At 59.6% G+C, this 19,863-nt stretch carries 20 protein-coding genes and 3 pseudogenes; all 23 read left to right on the top strand.

Annotated elements, in window-relative coordinates:
• Nucleotides 1-6 precede the first annotated feature (6 nt).
• Nucleotides 7-543, top strand: a complete 537-nt coding sequence (locus tag IPF85_RS03570; protein ID WP_343406689.1) for a gamma carbonic anhydrase family protein — start codon at nucleotides 7-9, stop codon at nucleotides 541-543.
• A complete protein-coding gene (locus tag IPF85_RS03565; RefSeq protein WP_343406688.1) occupies nucleotides 540-1,190 on the top strand; it encodes a hypothetical protein in 651 nt (216 codons plus the stop codon). Before IPF85_RS03570 ends, IPF85_RS03565 begins: the two co-directional genes overlap by 4 nt.
• A gap of 224 nt (nucleotides 1,191-1,414) precedes the next feature.
• The gene (locus tag IPF85_RS03560) at nucleotides 1,415-4,150 is read left to right on the top strand and encodes a LuxR C-terminal-related transcriptional regulator (protein WP_343406687.1); all 2,736 of its coding nucleotides are present in this window, start codon (nucleotides 1,415-1,417) and stop codon (nucleotides 4,148-4,150) included.
• Between the two features lie 256 nt (nucleotides 4,151-4,406).
• Nucleotides 4,407-4,649 carry a hypothetical protein gene (locus tag IPF85_RS03555; protein WP_343406686.1) on the top strand — a complete coding sequence of 81 codons (243 nt, stop codon included), beginning with the start codon at nucleotides 4,407-4,409 and terminating at the stop codon, nucleotides 4,647-4,649.
• Between the two features lie 35 nt (nucleotides 4,650-4,684).
• Complete coding sequence (locus IPF85_RS03550; protein WP_343406685.1) at nucleotides 4,685-5,761, top strand: alpha/beta hydrolase; 1,077 nt, start codon at nucleotides 4,685-4,687, stop codon at nucleotides 5,759-5,761.
• 56 nt (nucleotides 5,762-5,817) lie between these two features.
• A complete protein-coding gene (locus tag IPF85_RS03545; protein ID WP_343406684.1) occupies nucleotides 5,818-6,735 on the top strand; it encodes an MBL fold metallo-hydrolase in 918 nt (305 codons plus the stop codon).
• A gap of 44 nt (nucleotides 6,736-6,779) precedes the next feature.
• Entirely contained in the window at nucleotides 6,780-7,157 is a 378-nt protein-coding gene (locus IPF85_RS03540) for a hypothetical protein (RefSeq protein WP_343406683.1), read from the top strand.
• 43 nt (nucleotides 7,158-7,200) lie between these two features.
• A pseudogene (locus IPF85_RS03535) lies at nucleotides 7,201-7,392 on the top strand (LuxR C-terminal-related transcriptional regulator); the annotation flags it as partial.
• A 202-nt stretch (nucleotides 7,393-7,594) separates the two neighbouring features.
• Nucleotides 7,595-7,891 (top strand): hypothetical protein, encoded by a 297-nt coding sequence (locus tag IPF85_RS03530; RefSeq protein ID WP_343406682.1) that lies wholly within the window; start codon nucleotides 7,595-7,597, stop codon nucleotides 7,889-7,891.
• A 55-nt stretch (nucleotides 7,892-7,946) separates the two neighbouring features.
• On the top strand, nucleotides 7,947-8,375 hold the full coding sequence (locus IPF85_RS03525) for a DUF6326 family protein (protein ID WP_343406681.1): 429 nt from the start codon (nucleotides 7,947-7,949) through the stop codon (nucleotides 8,373-8,375).
• Between the two features lie 145 nt (nucleotides 8,376-8,520).
• Nucleotides 8,521-9,183: a DUF4386 family protein gene (locus IPF85_RS03520; protein WP_343406680.1), complete on the top strand. Its 663-nt coding sequence runs from the start codon at nucleotides 8,521-8,523 to the stop codon at nucleotides 9,181-9,183.
• A 54-nt stretch (nucleotides 9,184-9,237) separates the two neighbouring features.
• On the top strand, nucleotides 9,238-9,939 hold the full coding sequence (locus tag IPF85_RS03515) for a DUF4386 domain-containing protein (protein WP_343406679.1): 702 nt from the start codon (nucleotides 9,238-9,240) through the stop codon (nucleotides 9,937-9,939).
• Between the two features lie 49 nt (nucleotides 9,940-9,988).
• Nucleotides 9,989-11,377: an aminotransferase class V-fold PLP-dependent enzyme gene (locus tag IPF85_RS03510; protein WP_343406678.1), complete on the top strand. Its 1,389-nt coding sequence runs from the start codon at nucleotides 9,989-9,991 to the stop codon at nucleotides 11,375-11,377.
• Nucleotides 11,370-11,963: a hypothetical protein gene (locus IPF85_RS03505; RefSeq protein ID WP_343406677.1), complete on the top strand. Its 594-nt coding sequence runs from the start codon at nucleotides 11,370-11,372 to the stop codon at nucleotides 11,961-11,963. Before IPF85_RS03510 ends, IPF85_RS03505 begins: the two co-directional genes overlap by 8 nt.
• Before the next feature lie 332 nt (nucleotides 11,964-12,295).
• Nucleotides 12,296-14,506: pseudogene (locus IPF85_RS03500) on the top strand (helix-turn-helix transcriptional regulator); the annotation flags it as partial.
• A gap of 77 nt (nucleotides 14,507-14,583) precedes the next feature.
• Nucleotides 14,584-14,661, top strand: a pseudogene (locus tag IPF85_RS03495) (hypothetical protein); the annotation flags it as partial.
• A 45-nt stretch (nucleotides 14,662-14,706) separates the two neighbouring features.
• The gene (locus IPF85_RS03490) at nucleotides 14,707-15,036 is read left to right on the top strand and encodes a LuxR C-terminal-related transcriptional regulator (protein ID WP_343406826.1); all 330 of its coding nucleotides are present in this window, start codon (nucleotides 14,707-14,709) and stop codon (nucleotides 15,034-15,036) included.
• 172 nt (nucleotides 15,037-15,208) lie between these two features.
• Nucleotides 15,209-15,508 (top strand): hypothetical protein, encoded by a 300-nt coding sequence (locus tag IPF85_RS03485; RefSeq protein ID WP_343406676.1) that lies wholly within the window; start codon nucleotides 15,209-15,211, stop codon nucleotides 15,506-15,508.
• Between the two features lie 146 nt (nucleotides 15,509-15,654).
• Entirely contained in the window at nucleotides 15,655-16,068 is a 414-nt protein-coding gene (locus IPF85_RS03480) for a hypothetical protein (protein ID WP_343406675.1), read from the top strand.
• A gap of 73 nt (nucleotides 16,069-16,141) precedes the next feature.
• Complete coding sequence (locus tag IPF85_RS03475) at nucleotides 16,142-16,357, top strand: hypothetical protein (protein WP_343406674.1); 216 nt, start codon at nucleotides 16,142-16,144, stop codon at nucleotides 16,355-16,357.
• A 219-nt stretch (nucleotides 16,358-16,576) separates the two neighbouring features.
• Nucleotides 16,577-19,123: a LuxR C-terminal-related transcriptional regulator gene (locus IPF85_RS03470; protein ID WP_343406673.1), complete on the top strand. Its 2,547-nt coding sequence runs from the start codon at nucleotides 16,577-16,579 to the stop codon at nucleotides 19,121-19,123.
• Between the two features lie 268 nt (nucleotides 19,124-19,391).
• Entirely contained in the window at nucleotides 19,392-19,595 is a 204-nt protein-coding gene (locus IPF85_RS03465) for a hypothetical protein (protein WP_343406672.1), read from the top strand.
• Nucleotides 19,596-19,706: 111 nt separating this feature from the next.
• Nucleotides 19,707-19,841, top strand: a complete 135-nt coding sequence (locus tag IPF85_RS03460) for a hypothetical protein (protein ID WP_343406671.1) — start codon at nucleotides 19,707-19,709, stop codon at nucleotides 19,839-19,841.
• The last annotated feature ends 22 nt before the right edge of the window (nucleotides 19,842-19,863 follow it).

Below are 19,863 nucleotides of genomic sequence, written 5' to 3'. Positions count from 1 at the left end.
AACCTGATGCTCGATCCTTTTTTTCACCCTGAGACGATTCATCGTTCCGTCTTCATCGCGCCCGGCGCCATCATCACCGGCCAGGTGACGCTGGGGCCGGAGTCATCGGTGTGGTTCGGCTGCGTGTTGCGCGGCGATGTCAACACGATCACCATCGGCGCGCAGTGCAACATTCAGGACGGCTGCATCCTGCACGTGGATGGGGACAAGCCGCTGCGCCTGGGTGACCGTGTCAGCCTGGGGCACGGCGCCATCGTGCATGGATGTACGGTGGAAGACGACGTGCTGATCGGCATTCGCGCCACCGTGCTCAGCGGCGCGTTGATCGGCCACGGCTCGCTGATCGGCGCGGGCGCGCTGGTGCCTGAAGGCATGGTGGTGCCGCCCCATTCGTTGGTGCTCGGTCTGCCCGCCAAAATCGTGCGGCCGGTCAGTTCGGAGCAGGCCGCCATGATTCGCCGCATCGCGCAGTCCTACGTCAAATCCAGCCGTGCCCACCTGGCCGGCCGCAGCGCGCCCTCCCCCCAGGTTACGCTGGCATGACCCTGCTGCCGGATACCCCTACCGAATTGGCGGCGCAGGCGCGCAGCCTGGGCCAGCAAAGCCGCGCGGCCGAAGACCGTGGCGATTTGGCGGCCGCGCTGGCGCTGAACGAGGCGGCCGCGGCGCGTTTCCTGCAAGCCGGTGATGCGCCGGGGCTGCTGGTGGCCTATCGCAGCCAGGCGCTGATTCTGCTGCGCCTGGCGCGCCTGGATGAGGCGTGCAGTCAACTGGCGCGCGCGCTGGCGTTGGCGTTGCAAATGGATGCGGAGTTTGTGTGGGATACCGTGGGGCAGGTCGTAGGCGTGGCCGGCTTTCTGGCGCAAGAACAGGCGGCGCAATTGCTGACGCTGGGAGCAGTGCTGCGCAGCGCGCTTCAGCACGTGCAGACCGTGCGCGGTGACTACCCGCTGGACCTGCGCGGCCCGGTGGAGGTGGCAACGGCCCTGAGCAACATCTACGCGGCGATGGGCCTGCTCGATGCCTCGGTGCAGGGCCGCGAGTCGCTGTCCCAGCAGGAGGTCGAGCGCGTACGCGTGGATGCGCTGACGCAGGCGTGGGCCGTGGATGCACTCAGCCGCCAGACGTGGGGCCTGGTCCCGTGGCTCAAAGCCTGGCTGGCGGCGCGGGGTCTGCGTGCAGAGGACTGATCGTTAAGCTATACTGCAAGCGGGCATGAATTGCGCCTGACCCCTTAGGCGGAAAAGTGAAGCCTATTCCCGCTTGCAGTATATCGGCATGACCGAAACCCATACCGTTGCAGCGCCGCACTGAAGCTATAGCCCGCGCCCGCGAGCTGGGTTTGTTGTATAGAAGATCGTGGCTGATTTGGGATGCTGTTTGAGTTTGGGGAGGCGTGCTGTATAATTGATCCATGTCCACGCCCATCTTAGCCACCAAGCTTTATATCCCCCCACCGCGACCCAAAGTGGTCCCCCGCCCCCGCCTGATCGAGCGGCTGAACAAGGGTCTGCACGGCAAGCTGACCCTCATCTCTGCCCCCGCTGGCTTCGGCAAAACCACGCTGGTTAGCGAATGGGTCGCCGCCCTCACCCCTTCCCCTCTCCCAGCGGGAGAGGGGCCAGAGGTGAGGGTCGCCTGGCTGTCGCTGGACGCTGGCGAAAACGATCCCGCCCGCTTCCTGGCCTACTTCGTGGCGGCCTTGCAGACTATCTCGTCCGGGATCGGCGCCGGGGCGATTTTCTGCGAAAACGCCGAGGTGATGGCCGCGCTCGATTCTCCGCAGCCGCCGCCCATCGAGCCGCTCCTGACGATCCTGCTCAACCAAATCGCCGCCATCCCGGCTGATCCTTCGCCTCCGCTCAAAGCTTGTCCTGAACGCAGTGAAGGAACAGGCTTCATCCTCGTCCTTGATGACTACCATACGATTGACTCCAAACCGGTTGCCGAGATCCTCGCCTTCCTGGTCGAGCGCCAGCCGCCGCAGATGCACCTGGTCATCGCCACGCGTGAGGATCCGCAGCTCCCCTTGGCCCGCTTGCGCGTCCGGGACCAGTTGACCGAACTGCGCGCTGCCGACTTGCGTTTTACCCCCGCCGAAGCCGCCGATTTTCTCAACGAGGTGATGGGATTGAGCCTCTCGGCAGAAAACATCGCCGCGCTGGAAGCCCGCACCGAAGGCTGGATCGCCGGTCTGCAACTGGCCGCGCTTTCTATGCAGGGACACCAGGACGTCACCCGCTTCATCCAATCTTTCACCGGCAGCCATCGCTACGTGCTGGATTACCTGGCAGAGGAAGTCATCCGCCAGCAGGGCGAGGCGCTGCGCAGCTTCCTGATCCAAACCAGTATCCTGGAGCGTTTCAACGCCGACGTCTGCTGCGCGCTCACCGGGCGAGGGGATGCCCAGGCGGCCATCGCGCAGTTGGAACAAGCCAACCTGTTCATCGTGCCATTGGATGACGAGCGGAGCTGGTATCGCTACCACCACCTGTTTGCCGATTACCTGCGCACCCTGCTGACCAGGCCTGAACAAAGCCGGTTGTATCAGCAGGCATCTGCATGGCACGAAGCCAATGACCTGATGGGCGAGGCGGTGCAATATGCGCTGGCCGGCGGCGATACTAACTTCGCTGCGGATGTCATCGAGCGGGCCTTGCAGCGCGATGCGACCTGGTCGGCCGGCAACCTGACGCAATGGCTGTCCTGGCTGGACGCCTTGCCGCCGCCGGCCTTCCAAAGCCGTCCGCAGTTGAACCTGGACGCCTCACGTATCCTGTATCTTGCGGGACGCTTCGAGCTGGCCGAATCCCACCTTATGCAAGCCGAACAAGCGCTGGAAGCGGCCCCTGCGCTGCCTGACGCGGAACGCGGACAAGTGCAGGCGCTGGCTGCGCTTTATCGCGGCGCGATCGCGGCCATGCGCGGAGATGCCCCGCAAGCCATTGCGCAGATTGCCTTTGCGCAATCCCGAATCCCTCGCAAAAATCACCTGGCGCATGCCCGCGCCTTTTTCAGCCTGGGGCTGGCGTACGAGATCGCTGATCAGAACGGGCAGGCCGTCGCGAACTATTCACACGCCAGCGCGGAAGCCAAAGCGGCTGGGGTGCTCTTCCTGGCCATCCATGCGCTCTGCGCCGCGGCGCAGGTGCAAATCCGGCAAGGCCGCTTACACCAGGCCGAGCAGACCTGTCGCGCCGCCATTCAACTGGCCGCAGGCGCCCGCCTGCCGCCGCTGGGGCTGGCGTACACGATTCTCGGCGGCATTGCCCTGGAGCGCAACGATCTGGCCGCGGCCGAAAAACTGCTGGCGGATGGCATGGCGCTGGCCCGGCAGGGCGGCTTGATGGAAGATGTGATCCTGGGGCTGGCGTCTCTCGCCCGCCTGCGGGGCTGCCAGGGCGACACACGCGGGGCGCTCGCCGCCATGCAGGAAGTCAAGTCCATCGTACAGGCGTATGGCATTCAGCACATGGATGTACACGTCGCGGCCTATCTGGCCCGCCTGCAACTGCTCCTGAGGCAGATCCCCGCGGCGGCGCAATGGGCGGCTGAGGTTCGGCCGCTACGGGCTGACGCGCCGTACGAATTTGTGGATCTGACGTTGGCGCGCGTGCTGCTGGCGACACGCGATCTGGAAGCGATCCCGGCCATCCTGCGCCCGCTCCTGGAACGGGCCACCGCGGCCGGCCGCACCCAGGCCTGCATCGAGACGCTCATGTTGCTGGGCCTGTGCCAGCACGCCAGGGGGGACACCCCGGCTGCGCTGGAATTGCTGGGGCAATCGCTGCGCTTGGCCGCGTCCGAAGGCTACGCCCGGATTTTTTTGGATGAAGGCCAGGCCCTGCTCGACCTGCTGCCCAAAGCGCGCCACCACGCGCCCGAACTGGTGGATTCCCTGCTGGGCATGGGCACGGCCGCCGGCGGCGCGCGCCCCGCACCCTGTGGGCAATTGCCGGAGCCTCTCAGCGAACAGGAACTGCGCGTCCTCCGCCTGCTCGCGGCCGGCAAGTCCAACCAGCAGATCGCCGATGAGCTGGTGATCAGCCTGGGCACAGCCAAGTGGCACGTACACAACGTCTTGCAGAAATTGGGCGTTAGCAGCCGCAGCCAGGCGATCGCGCAGGCACGCGATCTCGGCTTGCATTAGTTCGTCCAGCCCCATCCCCTCCTACTTCCTGCTCTGACCGGTCTCCGACTGAACCAGCGGCGGAACGGATGCTTTTGTGAACCCTTAGTTCGTCCACACCCTCCCCTCACCTGACACGCAACCTATCCTCCAACCTATCCTTCGATAGGCGACAGGCCGCGCTTGGTTGCGGTAGACTGGGGCTGTCATTAGGGCGCTGCGGCCACTGAGCAACAGCCGGCGCTTGGCGCCATGTGAGACCCAAAGGAGTTGACGTATGGACCGCCACGATTATCAAATCCGCGTGCAAGGTCACCTGGATGAGCGCTGGTTCCGCTGGTTCGACAGACTGACGCTCAGCCTGACGCCCGCCGGCGAGACCATCATCACCGGCGCAGGGCTGGATCAGGCCGCCCTGCATGCCATTCTCAATCGGATGCGCGACCTGGGGCTGGAGTTGATTTCCATCCAGCGCGCCCCGGCGCAGACCGAACCAGATCAAGAAAGGAAACCAGAATGAACACTCCTCAACGACTGAAGCGATTTGGAGGTCGCATGATTCTTCTGCTTGCCGTCATCATCGTTCTACTGGCGACGATCGTCATCGGTTCGCAGTGGACCGCCCACACCCCCGCCATCACCGGCGCGGACGGGAAGCCCCTGCCCGGCAGCATCGCCGCGCTGGAGAAGGTCAAACTCGGCGGCGTGGATCAGTGGCTCATCGTCCGCGGACAGGATGTACACAAGCCGGTCCTGCTCTTCCTCTCCGGCGGTCCCGGCGCCAGCGAAGCGGCACGCGTCCTGCGCTTCAACAGCGAACTGGAGCAGCATTTCGTGGTCGTCATCTGGGAGCAGCGCGGCTGCGGCAAGTCCTACCCGGCGCTGAACCCGAAAGCGGCGTTGACCGTTGACCAGTACGTTGCAGACCTCATCGAACTGACCGACCTGCTGCGTGGACGCTTCGATGAGCAGAAAATCTACCTGGTGGGGCATTCCTGGGGCACCATCATCGGCGTGCGCGCCGCCCAACAGCGCCCCGACCTGTTCCACGCTTACGTCGGCACGTCGCAAATGGTGGATGTGCAGGAAACCGACCAGATGATCTACGACATGGTACTGGAGCACTCCCGCCAGAGCGGCGACGCCAAGTTCGTGGCGACGCTGGAAAAGCAAGGCCCGCCGCCCTACTTCGGCAAAAGCCCCATCCAGCCCTATGCCACTCTGTTTGGGCGCGAGTATGCCCTTTTCGAAGCCCCCAATATCAAAGACCCGGAATACCGCCGTGACGGCGACATCCTGATGCTGATGCTCAAACAGCCCGAGTACGGCTGGCTGGACCGGATCTACTACCTGCTGGGCCTAATGAACACCTTCAATGTGGTCTATCCGCAGTTGCAGGAGATGGACTTCCGCCAGGACGCAACCCGCCTCGCCCTGCCGGCGTACATCGTGCTGGGACGCCACGACATGAACAATCCATCCCAGATTCCCGAAGAATACTTCAACCTGCTCGAAGCGCCGAGCAAGCAACTGGTCTTCTTTGAAAACTCCGGGCACGGCATGATTTGGGAGGAGGCTGACAAGTTCCACAGCCTAATGGTGGATACCGTCCTTGCTGAAACGTACAGATAGATGGAGAATTCCATGACGACTACCCTGCAAACTACTTCCGTAGAAAGGAATCCGAAATGAACAAAGTTAAACTCTTCTTCGCAGTGCTGATCCTTATCCCCCTGCTCATCGCCGCCCTGATTGGCTTTCGCTGGTGGCAGGCGAGGCAGGCAGTGGCCGACGCGTGGACGAATTTCGACGCCCATGCGCCCGCCCTGGCGACGACTTCCAGCCTGGAAATCATCCCGCTGTACGAGGCGGCGAGCGCCAGCCCCGACTTCAGCAGCGGACATGGCGTCTCATACCTGATCCGCACCGACTCAGCCACCATCCTGCTGGATGTCGGCGACAATCCCGATGGGCTGACCGTCGCGCCTTTCGCGCAAAATATGCAGGCCCTGGGCATCGCCTGGGATGAAGTCTACCGGGCGGTGATTTCCCATCCCCACCCCGACCACGTCGGCGGATTGACGGCCTGGCGCCAGCGCACAATTTCGTTTGGCGAACTGCCCGGCGGATTGGGCGAGCGGCTGGTGTTTGTCCCGCATGTGACGACCTACAAAGGCGCGGTTCATGCCACCATCCCCACCCTGCCCGCGCCCGACATCGCCACGACCGGCGTCATTTCCTATCTGGAAGCCTGGCCGCTGGCGCTGTTCGCGGCCAAAGGCGGCGAACAAGCGTTGGTGGTGCATGTCGCCGGTCACGGATTGGTGTTGATTACCGGCTGCGGGCATCCCGGCCTGGAACGGCTGGTGGCGCGCGCCGAGTCCCTGTACGGCGCGCAGGTTGTCGGTGTGGTCGGCGGCCTGCACTACACCAACGCAACCGCGCAAGATGTTCAACCACAGATACAGATCCTGCAATCCCGCCGGGTCAGCCTGGTCGCCCTCTCGCCGCACGACAGCGGACCGGAAGCCCTGTCCGCGTTCGAGAGCGCCTTCCCTGGCGCATATCACACCCTGAAGGTTGGCGAAGCCATCCAGTTTCCCTGAACGGAATCATGTTCCCATTCAACTTACGAAAGGCACGAAGCGTGATGTGGATCGTCCTCGGCTCTTTCCTGGCAATCAGTCTTGTTTTACTGGGCATCCTGTTCGCCTGGAGTCCCGGTCAGCCGCAGCCCTTCCTCGATGAAACCGGGGAGCCGCTGGCCGGCAGTCTTTCAGAGAAAATCCACGTCGAAATCAACGGTGTGGAACAGGGCCTGTTCATCAAGAGCAGAAACATCCACACCGTCCACGCCCATCTTAGCCACCAAACTTTATATTCCCCCACCGCGGCCCAAAGTCGTCCTCCGCCCCCGCCTAACGAGGGTCTGCACGGCAAACTGACCCTCATCTCTGCCGCCGCCGGCTTTGGCAAAACCACGCTGGTCAGCGAATGGGTCTCTGAAAGGATGAAGGATGAAGGATGAAAGAAGAAAAGAATCTTCATCCCTCATCCCTCAGCCTTCGTTCGAGCCACTGAGCGGCCGCGAGTTGGAAATCCTGAAGCTGATCACCCAGGGACTCTCGAACCGGGAGATCGGCGAACGGCTGTTCCTGGCCCTGGACACGGTTAAAGGGCACAACCGCCGGATCTTCGACAAACTCCAGGTGCAAAGCCGCACCGAAGCCATTGCCCGCGCCCGCGAGCTGGGCTTGCTGTAACCCCAAGTGCTCATCTGCTGGGGCCGGTCTCTGACCGTGCCCTGGCTGCACGTGTTCGTATTCCTCAGCATCCTCCCCCCTCCATAAATTCAAAACAACACCTCCCACCAACACCAAAGTGTCTATACAACAACACCGTCGCGCCGTGTGCCTTGAGCAAGCAGCTCAACCGGCGAACATCGGACAGGACAGGTGCAAGGTTATGTCGAACGAACCCGAACCAACAACTGATCCAAGCCAGCCCGCGGTCTATCGTATCAGGCTCAAGGGCCATCTAGGGCGCGAGTGGGCAGACTGGTTTGGCGGTCTGACCATCACGCTGGCAGAGGACGGCGATACGCTCCTCACCGGCCCCGTGGTTGACCAGGCCGCGCTGCATGGCTTGCTCAAAAAAGTGCGTGATTTGGGCATGCCATTGGTCTCGGTCTGTCCTCTCGAACACGGCCCCTCGACTACGCGCGGGACAGGCCAGGCAGACGCGTCAGATGTCAAATCGTAAATTGGCGTGAGCGTCTTGTTTACGCCAAAATCAATCACAACAAGGAGATCAAGAAATGAACACAAACAGTAAGACCGTCGGAGTGCAAGACAGGAAAGCAGTACTTTCAACCTTGTGGATATTCTTAGTGGCCAATTATATCTATTGTGATGTTTTCTCACACATGGTTCCTGCGGCTCTTAAGGAACTCATCACGGGAACGATAGGTTCAATTCAAGTCACGCAAGGTTTTTTGTTGACCGCTGCGATCATGATGGAGATCCCGATTGCGATGATTATCCTGTCGCGGGTATTGAAGTATCGAGCCAACCGCTGGGCAAATATCATCGCAGGGGCAATCATGACGGCTATTCAAGTAGGGACAATGGGTATGGGAACCCCGCCAACCCTTCACTACCTGTTTTATAGCGCGATAGAAGTTGCCTGCAATCTGTTCATCGTCTGGTATGCCTGGAAGTGGACTAACCCTGAAAGTCAGTCCTGAGGGTAAAACCAAACAAACACCACACCTTCGCTCAGGAATGGATTGGCGAAGGTCTGGTGTTACTCAAGGAGAAAAAACGAATTCAAACAACAAGACCACCCAAGAAGATATGAAAGCAAAACCATCAACATTAAAGGAGCTAAACATGAAATCCTTGCAGAAATCTGGCGGTATCGCCGCGCTGTACCTGGCAGTCGCCTACCTGATCGGAATGGTCCTCTTTCTCGTCGTTCTGGACTACCCCAGCATCACCGACCCGGCCCAAAAGGTGGCCCTGCTCGTCGAGAAACAGATGGTCATCTTCTCAACCAACCTGCTCATGTACGTGTTCTTTGGCGCTTTTCTGATCGTCCTGTCGCTGGCGTTGTACGACCGGTTGAAGTCCGGCGCACCGGCGCTCATGCAGGTGGCCACCGCGCTCGGGATCATCTGGGCCGGCTCGCTGATCGCCAGCGGCATGGTCGCCAATGCCGGGATCGCCCCTGTCGTCGCGCTCTATGCCACAGACCCGGCCCAGGCTGCGTTGACCTGGCAGGCCATCGAAACCGTGGCAGGCGGGCTGGGCAACGCCAACGGCGAAATCCTGGGCGGCCTGTGGGCGCTGCTGGTCAGCCTGGCCGCGCTGCGGGCCGGCGGGCTGCCCAAGGGCCTGAACATCCTCGGCTTGTGGGTGGGCGCGGTGGGCATCCTCTCGCTGATCCCAGGGTTGACCGAGGCGATGACCGGCATTTTCGGCTTGAGCCAGATCATCTGGTTCGTCGGGCTGGGGATTGTGCTGCTGCGCAGCAAGCCAGGCCGGACGGCGTAAAAGTGACAGGGTTGGCAACTGTTCGACAGTTGCCAACCCTCAGGAGAGAGCAAAATGAATTCCGTCAATAAGTCCGCAAGAATGGCTGGATTGCTGTATCTGATTTACATGGTGTTTCACATCTCCGCAGATGTGATTGGGCGTTCCAGGCTGATTGTCTTCGGAGATGCCGCGACAACCGCCAGGAACATCGCGGCGTCTGCATCGCAATTTCGTATCGGCGTTGTGGGCGATCTGGTCGCGGCTGCGCTTTTCCTTCTGGCAGCCTGGGCTTTGTACGCGCTGCTGAAGCCGGTCAACGAGAACATCGCCTTGCTGTTCCTGCTGTTGAACCTGGGCGGTGTCGCCATCCAGTGTTTCAGCGATCTGTTCTTGATTGCCGGCCAGCTGCTCTTGGGCGGCGCTGAATACTTGAAAGTATTCCCGGCCGATCAACTGTCGGCGCTGGCCATGTTGTCCCTGGTTCTGCACAAAAATGGGTTCGCGATCGCCCAGATTTTCTACGGCGCCTGGCTCTTCCCGCTGGGTTACCTGGTTTTCAAGTCGGGCTTTCTGCCCAGGATCCTGGGCATTGTGTTGATGCTGCATTGCGCTTTCTGGCTGATGACTGCGCTTCAGTTTTTCCTCTTCCCAGGCCTCGCGGCAATCACCTATATCAGTTGGCCGCTTGGCTTTATTGCGGAATTTGGGCTGACGTTGTGGCTTCTGATCATGGGCGCCAAAGGGCAGAAACCGGCCGCAAACGAGGCCGGCTGATGGCCGGAACAGGTCCTGGTGACCGCCAACCGAAAAGGATGAGCCTCTGATGAAAACGATGGCAGGCACAACCTCCGAACCGCTGGAAGTTCTTCAGCCCGAGGAGCGGGCCAGGCACAATGAAGCCTTTGCCGAGCTGGGGCGCGGCGTGCAGGCGGCGCTGGAGACCTATGCCAACGTCCACCGCGGCAGCGGCCATAACTCGCTGGCCTCCACGCACTTGTACGAGCAGGCCCGCGAGATTGTCCTGGATGATCTGGGGCTGGATCAGGACCGACACACCGTCATCTTTTGCTCTCCCAGGCGGGCGGAGCTGCTCCAGGCGCGATTCGGGCGGATGCGTTGCCACACTGTGTCCAGCCGGGATATCGGCCTGCCCCTGGGTCTGCGGGCGGTGGCTGTCGCACGAAATGCGTTGCCCGCAGGCGCGCCCCTCCAGCCGGGCGGCGGCACCGCCCGGCTCGTCTCCCATGGTTGGGTCATCTGGGCCAGGGGGGCGGACAAGTTCGAGGCCGGCACACCGGCCGTTGTTAACGTCATTGCCTTTGCCCGGGCGCTGCAGTTGATCCGGCAGTTCGGCAAGGACGCATTTCTTGCAGCGAACACCGAAAGACAGACGGCGGCTGACATCCTGTATCACGACGAGCTGGAGAAATTCTCCGGGCGGGAGCTGCTGGATGCACTCCGGCCGACCCTGATCGGTCAAAGGGTTCCCGTCCCGACGCTGGCAGGCACCAGGTCCTTCATCAATCTGGATAATGGCGCCAGCACTCCTACATTCACGCCGATATGGAACGCGGTCTGCCAGGCCTGGCGTCTTCCGGAGCAGGTGCAGCGGGAGATTGTCCGGGAGGTCAAGTCCATTTGCGCCGGGGTGCTGGGCGCGCCTCCGGCAGACTACGACGTGATTTTTACATCCAACACCACCGAGGCCATCAACCTGGCCGCCGAAAGCCTGGGGGGTGAAACCAAGAACGGGATCAGGCCGGTCGTGGTGAACACGATCCTGGAACACAATTCGAACGAGCTGCCGTGGCGCAGACTCCCCGGCGTGGCGCTCATCCGGTTCCCGGCCGACGACGAAGGATTCCTGGATCTAAACGCCCTGGAAGCGCTCCTGCGCGCCTACAACCAGGAGGGGCGGCACGGCAGAAAGCGCATTCGCCTGGTGGCAGTGAGCGGCGCATCGAACGTCCTGGGGGTATTCAACGATCTGGCTGAGATCAGCCGCATCGTGCACCGATACGGCGCGCGCCTGCTGGTGGACGCGGCCCAATTGATCGCCCACCGAAAGGTCGAAATGGCAGCCTGCGGGATTGACTATCTCGCCTTCTCTGCCCACAAGGCCTACGCGCCTTTCGGCACGGGGGCGCTGGTGGTGAGAAAGGGGCTGCTTCAATTCTCCTCCGCTGAACTAGTGAGGTGTCGTGATGATTGAATGGTTTGCAGTCCAACCCTGGATAACAGGCGTCGTCACATTCTTTCTGATGTGGAGTGATTGGTTGCTTACAATCAGCCAGGAGCGCGAGCGTCAACTGCATTACTCCGAGCACTATGAAAGTTATCCGATTAACACCATTGAAGGCAACCCTCTGTATCAGAAGGCAGTTCTGGCTCGGCAAATCGTTGATCGTAGGCACATTGTTCCGGCGGCAATTCTCAGCGCGATTGTAGCGTTATCACTGGTTTGGATTCCGGAGGGCTTTCGTGTTCTATTGATCGGTTACGTGTGGGGATTATACTTCATTGTGATTACGACTCATTTGAGCAATCTCTTAGGGTATAGAGCCGCTCGTCGCGGGCTTCACGGAAAACTCTATTTGCATCAGCGTACGGGGTATGTCATTCAGATGAGCCGTTACGTGGCTCTTGCTAGCTTCCTGATCGTACTGGCGATATGCTCGGCCTCCATGTTCATGCTGGGCGTTGCGATTGCGGGAGTATCTTCAGCAGTCCGACAGCTAGTGGGAATGCGAAAGACCCCTGCCATCGACCCGGCAGATCCAGCCCCAAAGCCCATATGATAGTTGCGGGGTGCATACGCATAGAATGGCTGCTTCGAAGGCGCCAAGTTCTTTATGCGACTGCAGTATCAACAGTCGTGTGCGGCGCAGGTGAGCCGCGAGCCGTTGTGCGCCAAGAAGTTTGGCGTTTCTGACAGGGTGCAAGTGCCTGTGAGGCAAGGGCTACCCCCCCACCCCTATCGAGTGTTGCAGCACTGACGGAGGAACCAGGCCGGTTTGAGGAGTGACCGCCGCAAGGAAAACCTCGGCGTCTATACGCAACGCAACTGGAAGATTGTGACTGGTTTGGGACGCTATTTGATTTCTGGGGGGCGTGTACTTATAATTGATCTATGTCCACGCCCATCTTAGCCACCAAACTTTATATCCCCCTACCTCGGCCTAAAATTGTCCTCCGCCCCCGCCTGATCGAGCGGCTGAACGAGGGTCTCTCTTCGGGATGCAAACTGACCCTCATCTCTGCCCCCGCCGGTTTTGGTAAAACTACGCTGGTCAGCGAGTGGGTGAACAATTTACGGTTTACGAGTGACGATTTTCGATTGGATGCTGCAAACGGAGGCGAAATCGTAAATCGTAAATCTAAAATCGCAAATCGAGTTGCTTGGCTGTCGCTGGACGCAGGGGATAACGATCCCGCACGTTTTCTGACTTACCTTGTCGCGGCTTTGCAGACCATTGCGGGGAATATCGGAGCCGGGGTGTTGGCTGCGCTTGAATCCCCCCAGCCGCCGCCCACCGAATCAATTCTGACGGCTCTGCTCAATGAAATCACCACCATCCCGGACAACTTCATCCTCGTCCTTGACGATTACCACCTGGTTGAGGCCATACCGGTTGACCAGGCTCTTGCCACCCTGCTCGAGCACCTGCCGCCCCAGATGCACCTGGTCATCGCCACCCGTGAGGATCCACATCTGCCCCTGGCCCGGTTACGCGCCCGGGGCCAATTGACCGAACTGCGCGCCGCCGACCTGCGTTTTACCCCCGCCGAAGCCGCCGATTTTCTCAACCAGGTGATGGGCCTTCACCTCTCAGCGGAAGACATCGCCGCCCTGGAAACCCGCACCGAAGGCTGGATTGCCGGCCTGCAACTGGCGGCGCTGTCCATGCGGGGCTATCAAGACGCCGCCAGCTTCATCAAGTCCTTCACCGGCAGCCACCATTTCGTGCTGGACTATCTGATGGAAGAAGTCCTGCAACAGCAATCCGAAAGTGTCCAGACTTTTCTGCTGCGCACATCAATCCTCGACCGCATGTGCGGCCCCCTTTGTGACGCTGTTTTGGGTTCTCCTTCTGCTTATGGACAGGAAACCCTGGAATATCTCGAACGCGCCAACCTGTTCATCGTCCCCTTGGATAACGAGCGGCGCTGGTACCGCTATCACCATCTCTTTGGCGATTTGCTGCGCCAGCGCCTGGGAAAACCCAAAGAATTCGCCGAATTCCACCTGCACGCCAGCCAGTGGCATGAAGAGAACGGCGACTTAGGCGCGGCGTTTTACCACGCCATCGCAGCCGGGGATTTTGTGCGGGCGGCGGGGTTGGCTGAAGCGGCCTGGCAGGGGATGAATGAAAGTTTCCAGTCTGCCGCCTGGCTTGGCTGGGTGAAGAAGCTGCCAGACAAGCTGATCCGCACCATGCCTGTGCTCTGTACCCAGATTGCCCAGGCATTTACGGATACCGGCGAGCTGGAGGCCAGCGAGTTGCGCCTGCAGGACGCTGAACGATGCCTGGATGGTTCGGAATTTACGAACGAAGCGCAGCTTAAACCCCTGCCAGCGATGATCGCTTTGACCCGCGCTTACAACGCCCAGGTGCAGGGCGATCCCGCCGCAACGGTGAAATACGCCGAACTGGCGCTCCAAATCATCCCCGAAGATGACTTTGACCGGCGCGCCCGGGCCACCACCATATTGGAAGTCATCCACTGGGCCAGCGGCAACCTGGAGTCGGTCATCCGGGGGATTGGTGATTCGATGGAGAGATTGACCCAGCTGGGCAATCACGTCATGGTGGTTGCCAGCGCCTTTGCTGTAGCCGACCTGCTGGTGGGTCTGGGGCGCCTGAGCGAGGCCGAGCGGACCTATCAGGATGCCTTGCAACTGGCCGCCCAACACGGCCCGGAGGCTGAACACATCACTACCCACCACCATCTCGGCTTTTCCATGATCTACCGTCAACGGGGAGATGACACCCTCGCCGCTCATCACTTGAAACGAGCCGCCGAATTGGGTCTGCAAACCACCCTGGTGGATTGGCTGTACCGCTGGCATGTGGCCCAGGCCCAATTGAGAGAGGCCGCAGGCGATCTGGAAACCGCCCTGGCCCTGCTCGACGAGGCCAAACGGGTCTATATCCAAACCCTCATACCTGACCTGCGCCCCATTGCGGCCCTGAAAGCGCGCATCTATCTCAAACAGGGGCGGCCCGATAAAGCCCGGGCGTGGGCGGCAGAACGCGGGCTTTCGCTGGCAGATGAAGTCAGCTACTTGCATGAGTTCGAGCACCTCACCCTGGCCCGGCTGGAAATCGCCAACCCGCTGGTCAACGCCCTGCTTGCACGCCTGTTGCAAGCCGCCGAAGCGCAAAAGCGCCGGGCAGCGCGCTCGACATCCTACTGGTGCAGGCGCTGGCCCACGAGGCGCAGGGCAATCGCCCCCAGGCTCTCGCCGCGCTGGAACGCGCCCTGGCCCTGGCCGAGCCGGAAGGCTATGTTCGCATCTTTGTGGATGAAGGCGAAGCGATGCGATTGTTGATTGAAAAACAATCGCGCAATCGAGACCATCCGCTGAGCGATTATGTGGATGAACTCCTGGCTGCCTTTACACAACCGGTGGCGGCGCCAAAATCAGCAATCATCCATCAAAAATCAGACATGATAGAGCCTTTGAGTGAACGCGAACTGGAAGTGCTCAAGCTGCTCCGCACCGAATTAAGCGGCCCCGAAATTGCCGGCCAATTGATCGTCTCGCTCAACACCTTTCGTACCCACACCAAAAACATTTTCGACAAACTGGGGGTCAATAATCGCCGGGCGGCTGTCCGCCGGGCCGAGGAACTCGATTTGTTCTAACTGACCCAAGAGCCCCAACTCCGACCCCGACAGGTGTCCTCAAACCATCTGCCGGGGCTTTTTGTTTTCACCAACAATCACAACCTCAATCACATCATGTGGTGATGACGCCTCACCACATCGGGCGGTATCCTTTGGGCAGATAAACAACGAAAGGAAAAACGCGAGGCGCATGATGAGTGACAGACAAACATTCGACCAAAAACATAACCAGCATCAGTGCTACGAAATCCGCCTCAAGGGACACCTGGATGACCGGTGGGCCGACTGGTTTGAGGGACTGACCATCACCTTGGAAGACAACGGCGATACGCTTTTGACCGGGCCTGTGGTCGATCAGGCCGCGTTGCATGGCTTGCTGAAGAAGGTGCGTGATCTAGGCATGCCGTTGGTCTCGGTCACTCCTGTCGAACGCGGCCTCTCAGCTACGTTCGGGACAGGCCAGGCGGACGCGTCAGATGTCAAACCGTAAATGGAGACAAGCTATTTGGAAAGGAGGTTTGCCTTTGATAACATTACCAGCCTAATTCAGCCCCCAGGAACAGGATGGCGACCACAGTTTTCTGCAAGTTCAATTCAATGGAACTCATCAATATCAGGCAAAAAAGGAGATAGACAATGAATATCATCAACAAGACCGCAAGGAATCTGCTAGATGTGAGGATAATCCTTGCAGTGTTATGGGTAGCTGGAATGTTAAGTAGTTTAAATGGAGATACGTACCGCTTATCTGCGGCTACCGAACCTCTCGGAGTACCCCCCGAATTCTTGTTGGTAATGGCAACATTGCTCGTGGGTTCGGTTCTTATGAGTGTCTTGACCCTGACGTTGAAGTCTGCCGTGAGTCGTTGGGCAAACCGCATCATAGGCATACTCTATGCCATGATCAATCTTACCTTTTGGGTTTTGCATCTTCTTGTGTGGCGATCCGCTGGTTATGAGATAGTCTGGTCAACAGCACAAGTTGTGTTTGGCCTACTGGTTGTTTGGTACGCTTGGAAATGGACTAACCCTGAAGTTCAGCCCTCCTAATCGAATCTAGCAAGCACAATACCTTCGCTCAGGAATGGATTGGCGAAGGTATTGTGTTACTCAAGGAGACAAAGTGAAAGCGATTGTATACACAAGATATGGACCGCCAGATGTTCTTCATCTCGAAGAGGTGAAAAAGCCTGCCCTCAATGAAGAAAAAGTGCTGGTAAAAGTCTATGCAGCATCCATCAATGCGGGGGACTGGCATCTGCTGACTGCTGACATCCTTCCCAATGCGTCTGATGGGCGTTGGGCTGTTCAAACCCAAAAACACAATCCTCGGCGCTGACATTGCGGGGTGCGTTGAAGCAGTTGGCAGAAACGTCAAACTGTTTCGGCCAGGGGATGCGGTCTTTGGAGATATTTTTGGGCTTGGCAGTGGCAGTTTTGCCGAATATGTTTCTGTTCCTGAAAGCGCTTTGGCGCTAGAGCCGTCCGATACAAACCCTGATTAGGTTTTGCCGCTTCCGCTTTTTTGAATCTGGGGCGTGTACCTTATAATGGATCTATGTCTACGACAGTTTTAGCCACTAAACTTTATATCCCCCCACCGCGGCCTAAAGTCGTCCTCCGCCCCCGCCTGATCGCGCGGCTGAACGAGGGTCTGCACGGCAAGCTGACCCTCATCTCTGCACCCGCCGGCTTTGGCAAAACCACGCTGGTCAGCGAATGGGTGAACAATTTGCGATTTACGAGTGACGATTTTCGATTGGATGCTGCAAACGGAGGCGAAATCGTAAATCTAAAATCGCAAATCGCAAATCGAGTTGCCTGGCTGTCACTGGACGCCGGGGATAGCGACCCCACGCGCTTTCTGGCTTACCTCGTGGCGGCTTTGCAGACTCTCTTTGCCGGCATCGGCGCCGGGGTGATGGCCGCGCTCGAATCCCCCCAGCCGCCGCCCATCGAGCCGCTCCTGACGATCCTGCTCAACCAAATCGCCGCCATCCCGGCTGATTTCATCCTCGTCCTTGACGACTACCACACGATTGACTCCAAACCGGTGGATCAGGCCCTCACCTTTTTGGTCGAACATCAGCCGCCGCAGATGCGCCTGGTCATCGCCACCCGTGAGGATCCGCAGTTTCCCCTGGCCCGCTTGCGCGCCCGAGGGCAAATGACCGAGCTGCGCGCGGCCGACCTGCGGTTTACGCCCGCCGAAGCCGCCGAGTTTCTCAATCGGGTGATGGGCCTCAACCTCTCGGCCGGGGATATTGCTGCGCTGGAAACCCGCACCGAAGGCTGGATCGCCGGTCTGCAATTGGCCGCGCTCTCCATGCAGGGACAGCAGGACACCGCCGGCTTCATCAAATCTTTCACCGGCAGCCACCATTTCGTGCTGGACTATCTGGTTGAAGAAGTCCTGGGACAGCAATCCGCAAGCGTCCAGACTTTCTTGCTGCGCACCTCCATCCTCGACCGCCTGTGCGGCCCGCTGTGTGATGCTGTTCTGCTTGATCCATCTGCTTCCGGGCAAGAAACCCTGGAATATCTCGAACATGCCAACCTGTTCCTCGTCCCCCTGGACGACGAGCGGCGTTGGTACCGCTATCACCATCTCTTTGCCGATCTGCTGCGCCAGAGACTGCACCAGAGCACAGCCACGTCGGCACGGGGCGAGGGGCGGGGTGTGGCCGAATTGCACAGCCGTGCCAGCCAGTGGTATGAAGACCATGGATTGGAGCTTGAAGCTTTTCAGCATGCGGCAGCCGCCAATGATGTGGGGCGCGCCGAGCACCTGATAGATGAAAAGGGTCTGCACCTGCACTCTCGTGGCGTGGCTGCGATACTGGACTGGCTGGCGTCACTGCCGACAACGGTGCTGGATGCCAGGCCCGCGTTGTGGGTGAGGCATGCCTCGGCATTACTGGTGGGCGGCCAAACGACCGGTGTCGAAGAGAAACTAGGTGCGGCTGAGGCAGCTTTAGCTGTCGCCCTGCAAGGCGCCGAGCCGGACGACAAGACCCGCGCTCTGATTGGGCAAATTGCCGCCCACAGGGCTACGTTGGCTCTCAATGATCACCAGATAGATGCCCAGTCGCGCGCCCTGGATACCTATCGGCGTTATCTGCAGTTGCTTGGTGATCAGCCCCCTCTGAGTGCCAACGAAGCGTATCTTGGCATGGGCCGCATATTCTACGAATGGAACGATCTGGATGCCGCGGAGCAGTACTTCCAACAGAGCCTTCAGTTGGCGCGGCAGTATGATAAAAGTATTGATAGATTCGTTCTCTGTGAGATATATCTTGCCCGACAGAAACTGGCCCGGGGAGATGTGGCCGGCGCGGCCGCCATGTTAGCGGAGACCGAGCAGTCCGTGCGCCAGAATAATTTCGTGGAGCGCATGCCTGATGTCGCTGCTGTCCAGGTAAAGGTGCTGCTAAGACAGGGGAATATAACGGCCGCCGCTGATCTGGCCGGGAAGTACGAGCTGCCCCTCATCCGGGCCAGGGTACTCCTGGCCCAGGGAGACCCGTCCGCAGCGTTGGCGGTGCTGAGGCCATTGCGTCAACAAATGGAAGCCCAGGGTTTGGCAGACGAACGTTTTAAAGCGATGATTCTTCAGGCGGTCGCTCTGCGTGCCCATGGCGAGGAGGATCAGGCTGTACAACTGCTGGGTGAGGCCCTGGCGCTGGCGGAGCCGGGCGGCTTCATCCGGGTCTTTGTGGACGAAGGCGAGCCAATGCGATTGTTGATTTTGGATTTTAGATTGTGGATTGAAAAGCAACCGCGCGGCCAGGATCAGAGACTGCTTGGTTACGCAGATAAACTCCTGGCTGCTTTTGAACAACCGACGGCCCAGCCGCCCCCTATCGGGGATCTTCGACAATCGCAAATCGCAAATCGCAAATCGCAAATGCTTGAGCCATTGAGCCAACGCGAGTTGGAAATCCTGAAGCTGATCACCCAGGGACTCTCGAACCGTGAGATCGGCGAGCGGCTTTTCCTCGCCCTGGACACGGTGAAAGGGCACAACCGCCGGATCTTCGACAAACTGCAGGTTCAAAGCCGCACCGAAGCCATCGCCCGCGCCCGCGAGCTGGGCTTGCTGTAACAGCAGGGTCCGTATTCCTCGACACTCTCCTCCATGTCGCAGCCGCTCCGCATTCCTTCGGCTTCGCTCAGGACAGGCTCTTCGACTGCGGGGCGGAAACCACACCGCCACTCTTAGGATGCTCCGCTACGGCTGAATAGTCACTCCAAAACAACACCTCCCACCAACACCAAAGTGTCTATACAACAACACCGTCGCGCCTATATATTACCTGTGTCTTGAGCGAGCAACTCAACCGGCGAACATCGGACAGGACAGGTGCAAGGTCATGGCGAACGAACTCGAACCAACAACTGATCCTGGCCAGCCCGTGGTCTATCAGATCAGGCTCAAGGGCCATCTGGGCGCCGATTGGGCCGGGTGGTTTGGCGGCCTGACCATCACGCTGGAAGAGGACGGCGATACACTCCTCGCCGGCCCGGTGGCCGACCAGTCTGCGCTGCACGGCTTGTTGAAAAAGTGCGTGATTTAGGCATGCCATTGGTCTCGGTCAGTCCTGTCGAACCCGGCCCCTCGACTACGCTCGGGACAGGCCAGGCGGATCAGTCAGACGTCAAATCGTAATCAGAAAAAGAGATAGCTAATGAAGAATTTACAGAAGATGGGCGGCATTGCCGCACTGGGTCACGCAACAGCCCTGGTGGTGGGCATGGTCTTGAGCTTCACCTTCAAGGCTCAACGGCAAGTAGGAGTATTGGAGAGGGTAGCTCACGCCTGACCCAACACTCCGATTCTGAAAA

Source organism: Candidatus Amarolinea dominans (assembly GCF_016704685.1).
GTDB lineage: Bacteria > Chloroflexota > Anaerolineae > SSC4 > Amarolineaceae > Amarolinea > Amarolinea dominans.
The sequence above is the reverse complement of the archived record's forward strand: the minus strand, read 5'-3'. Positions and strand labels throughout refer to the sequence as shown.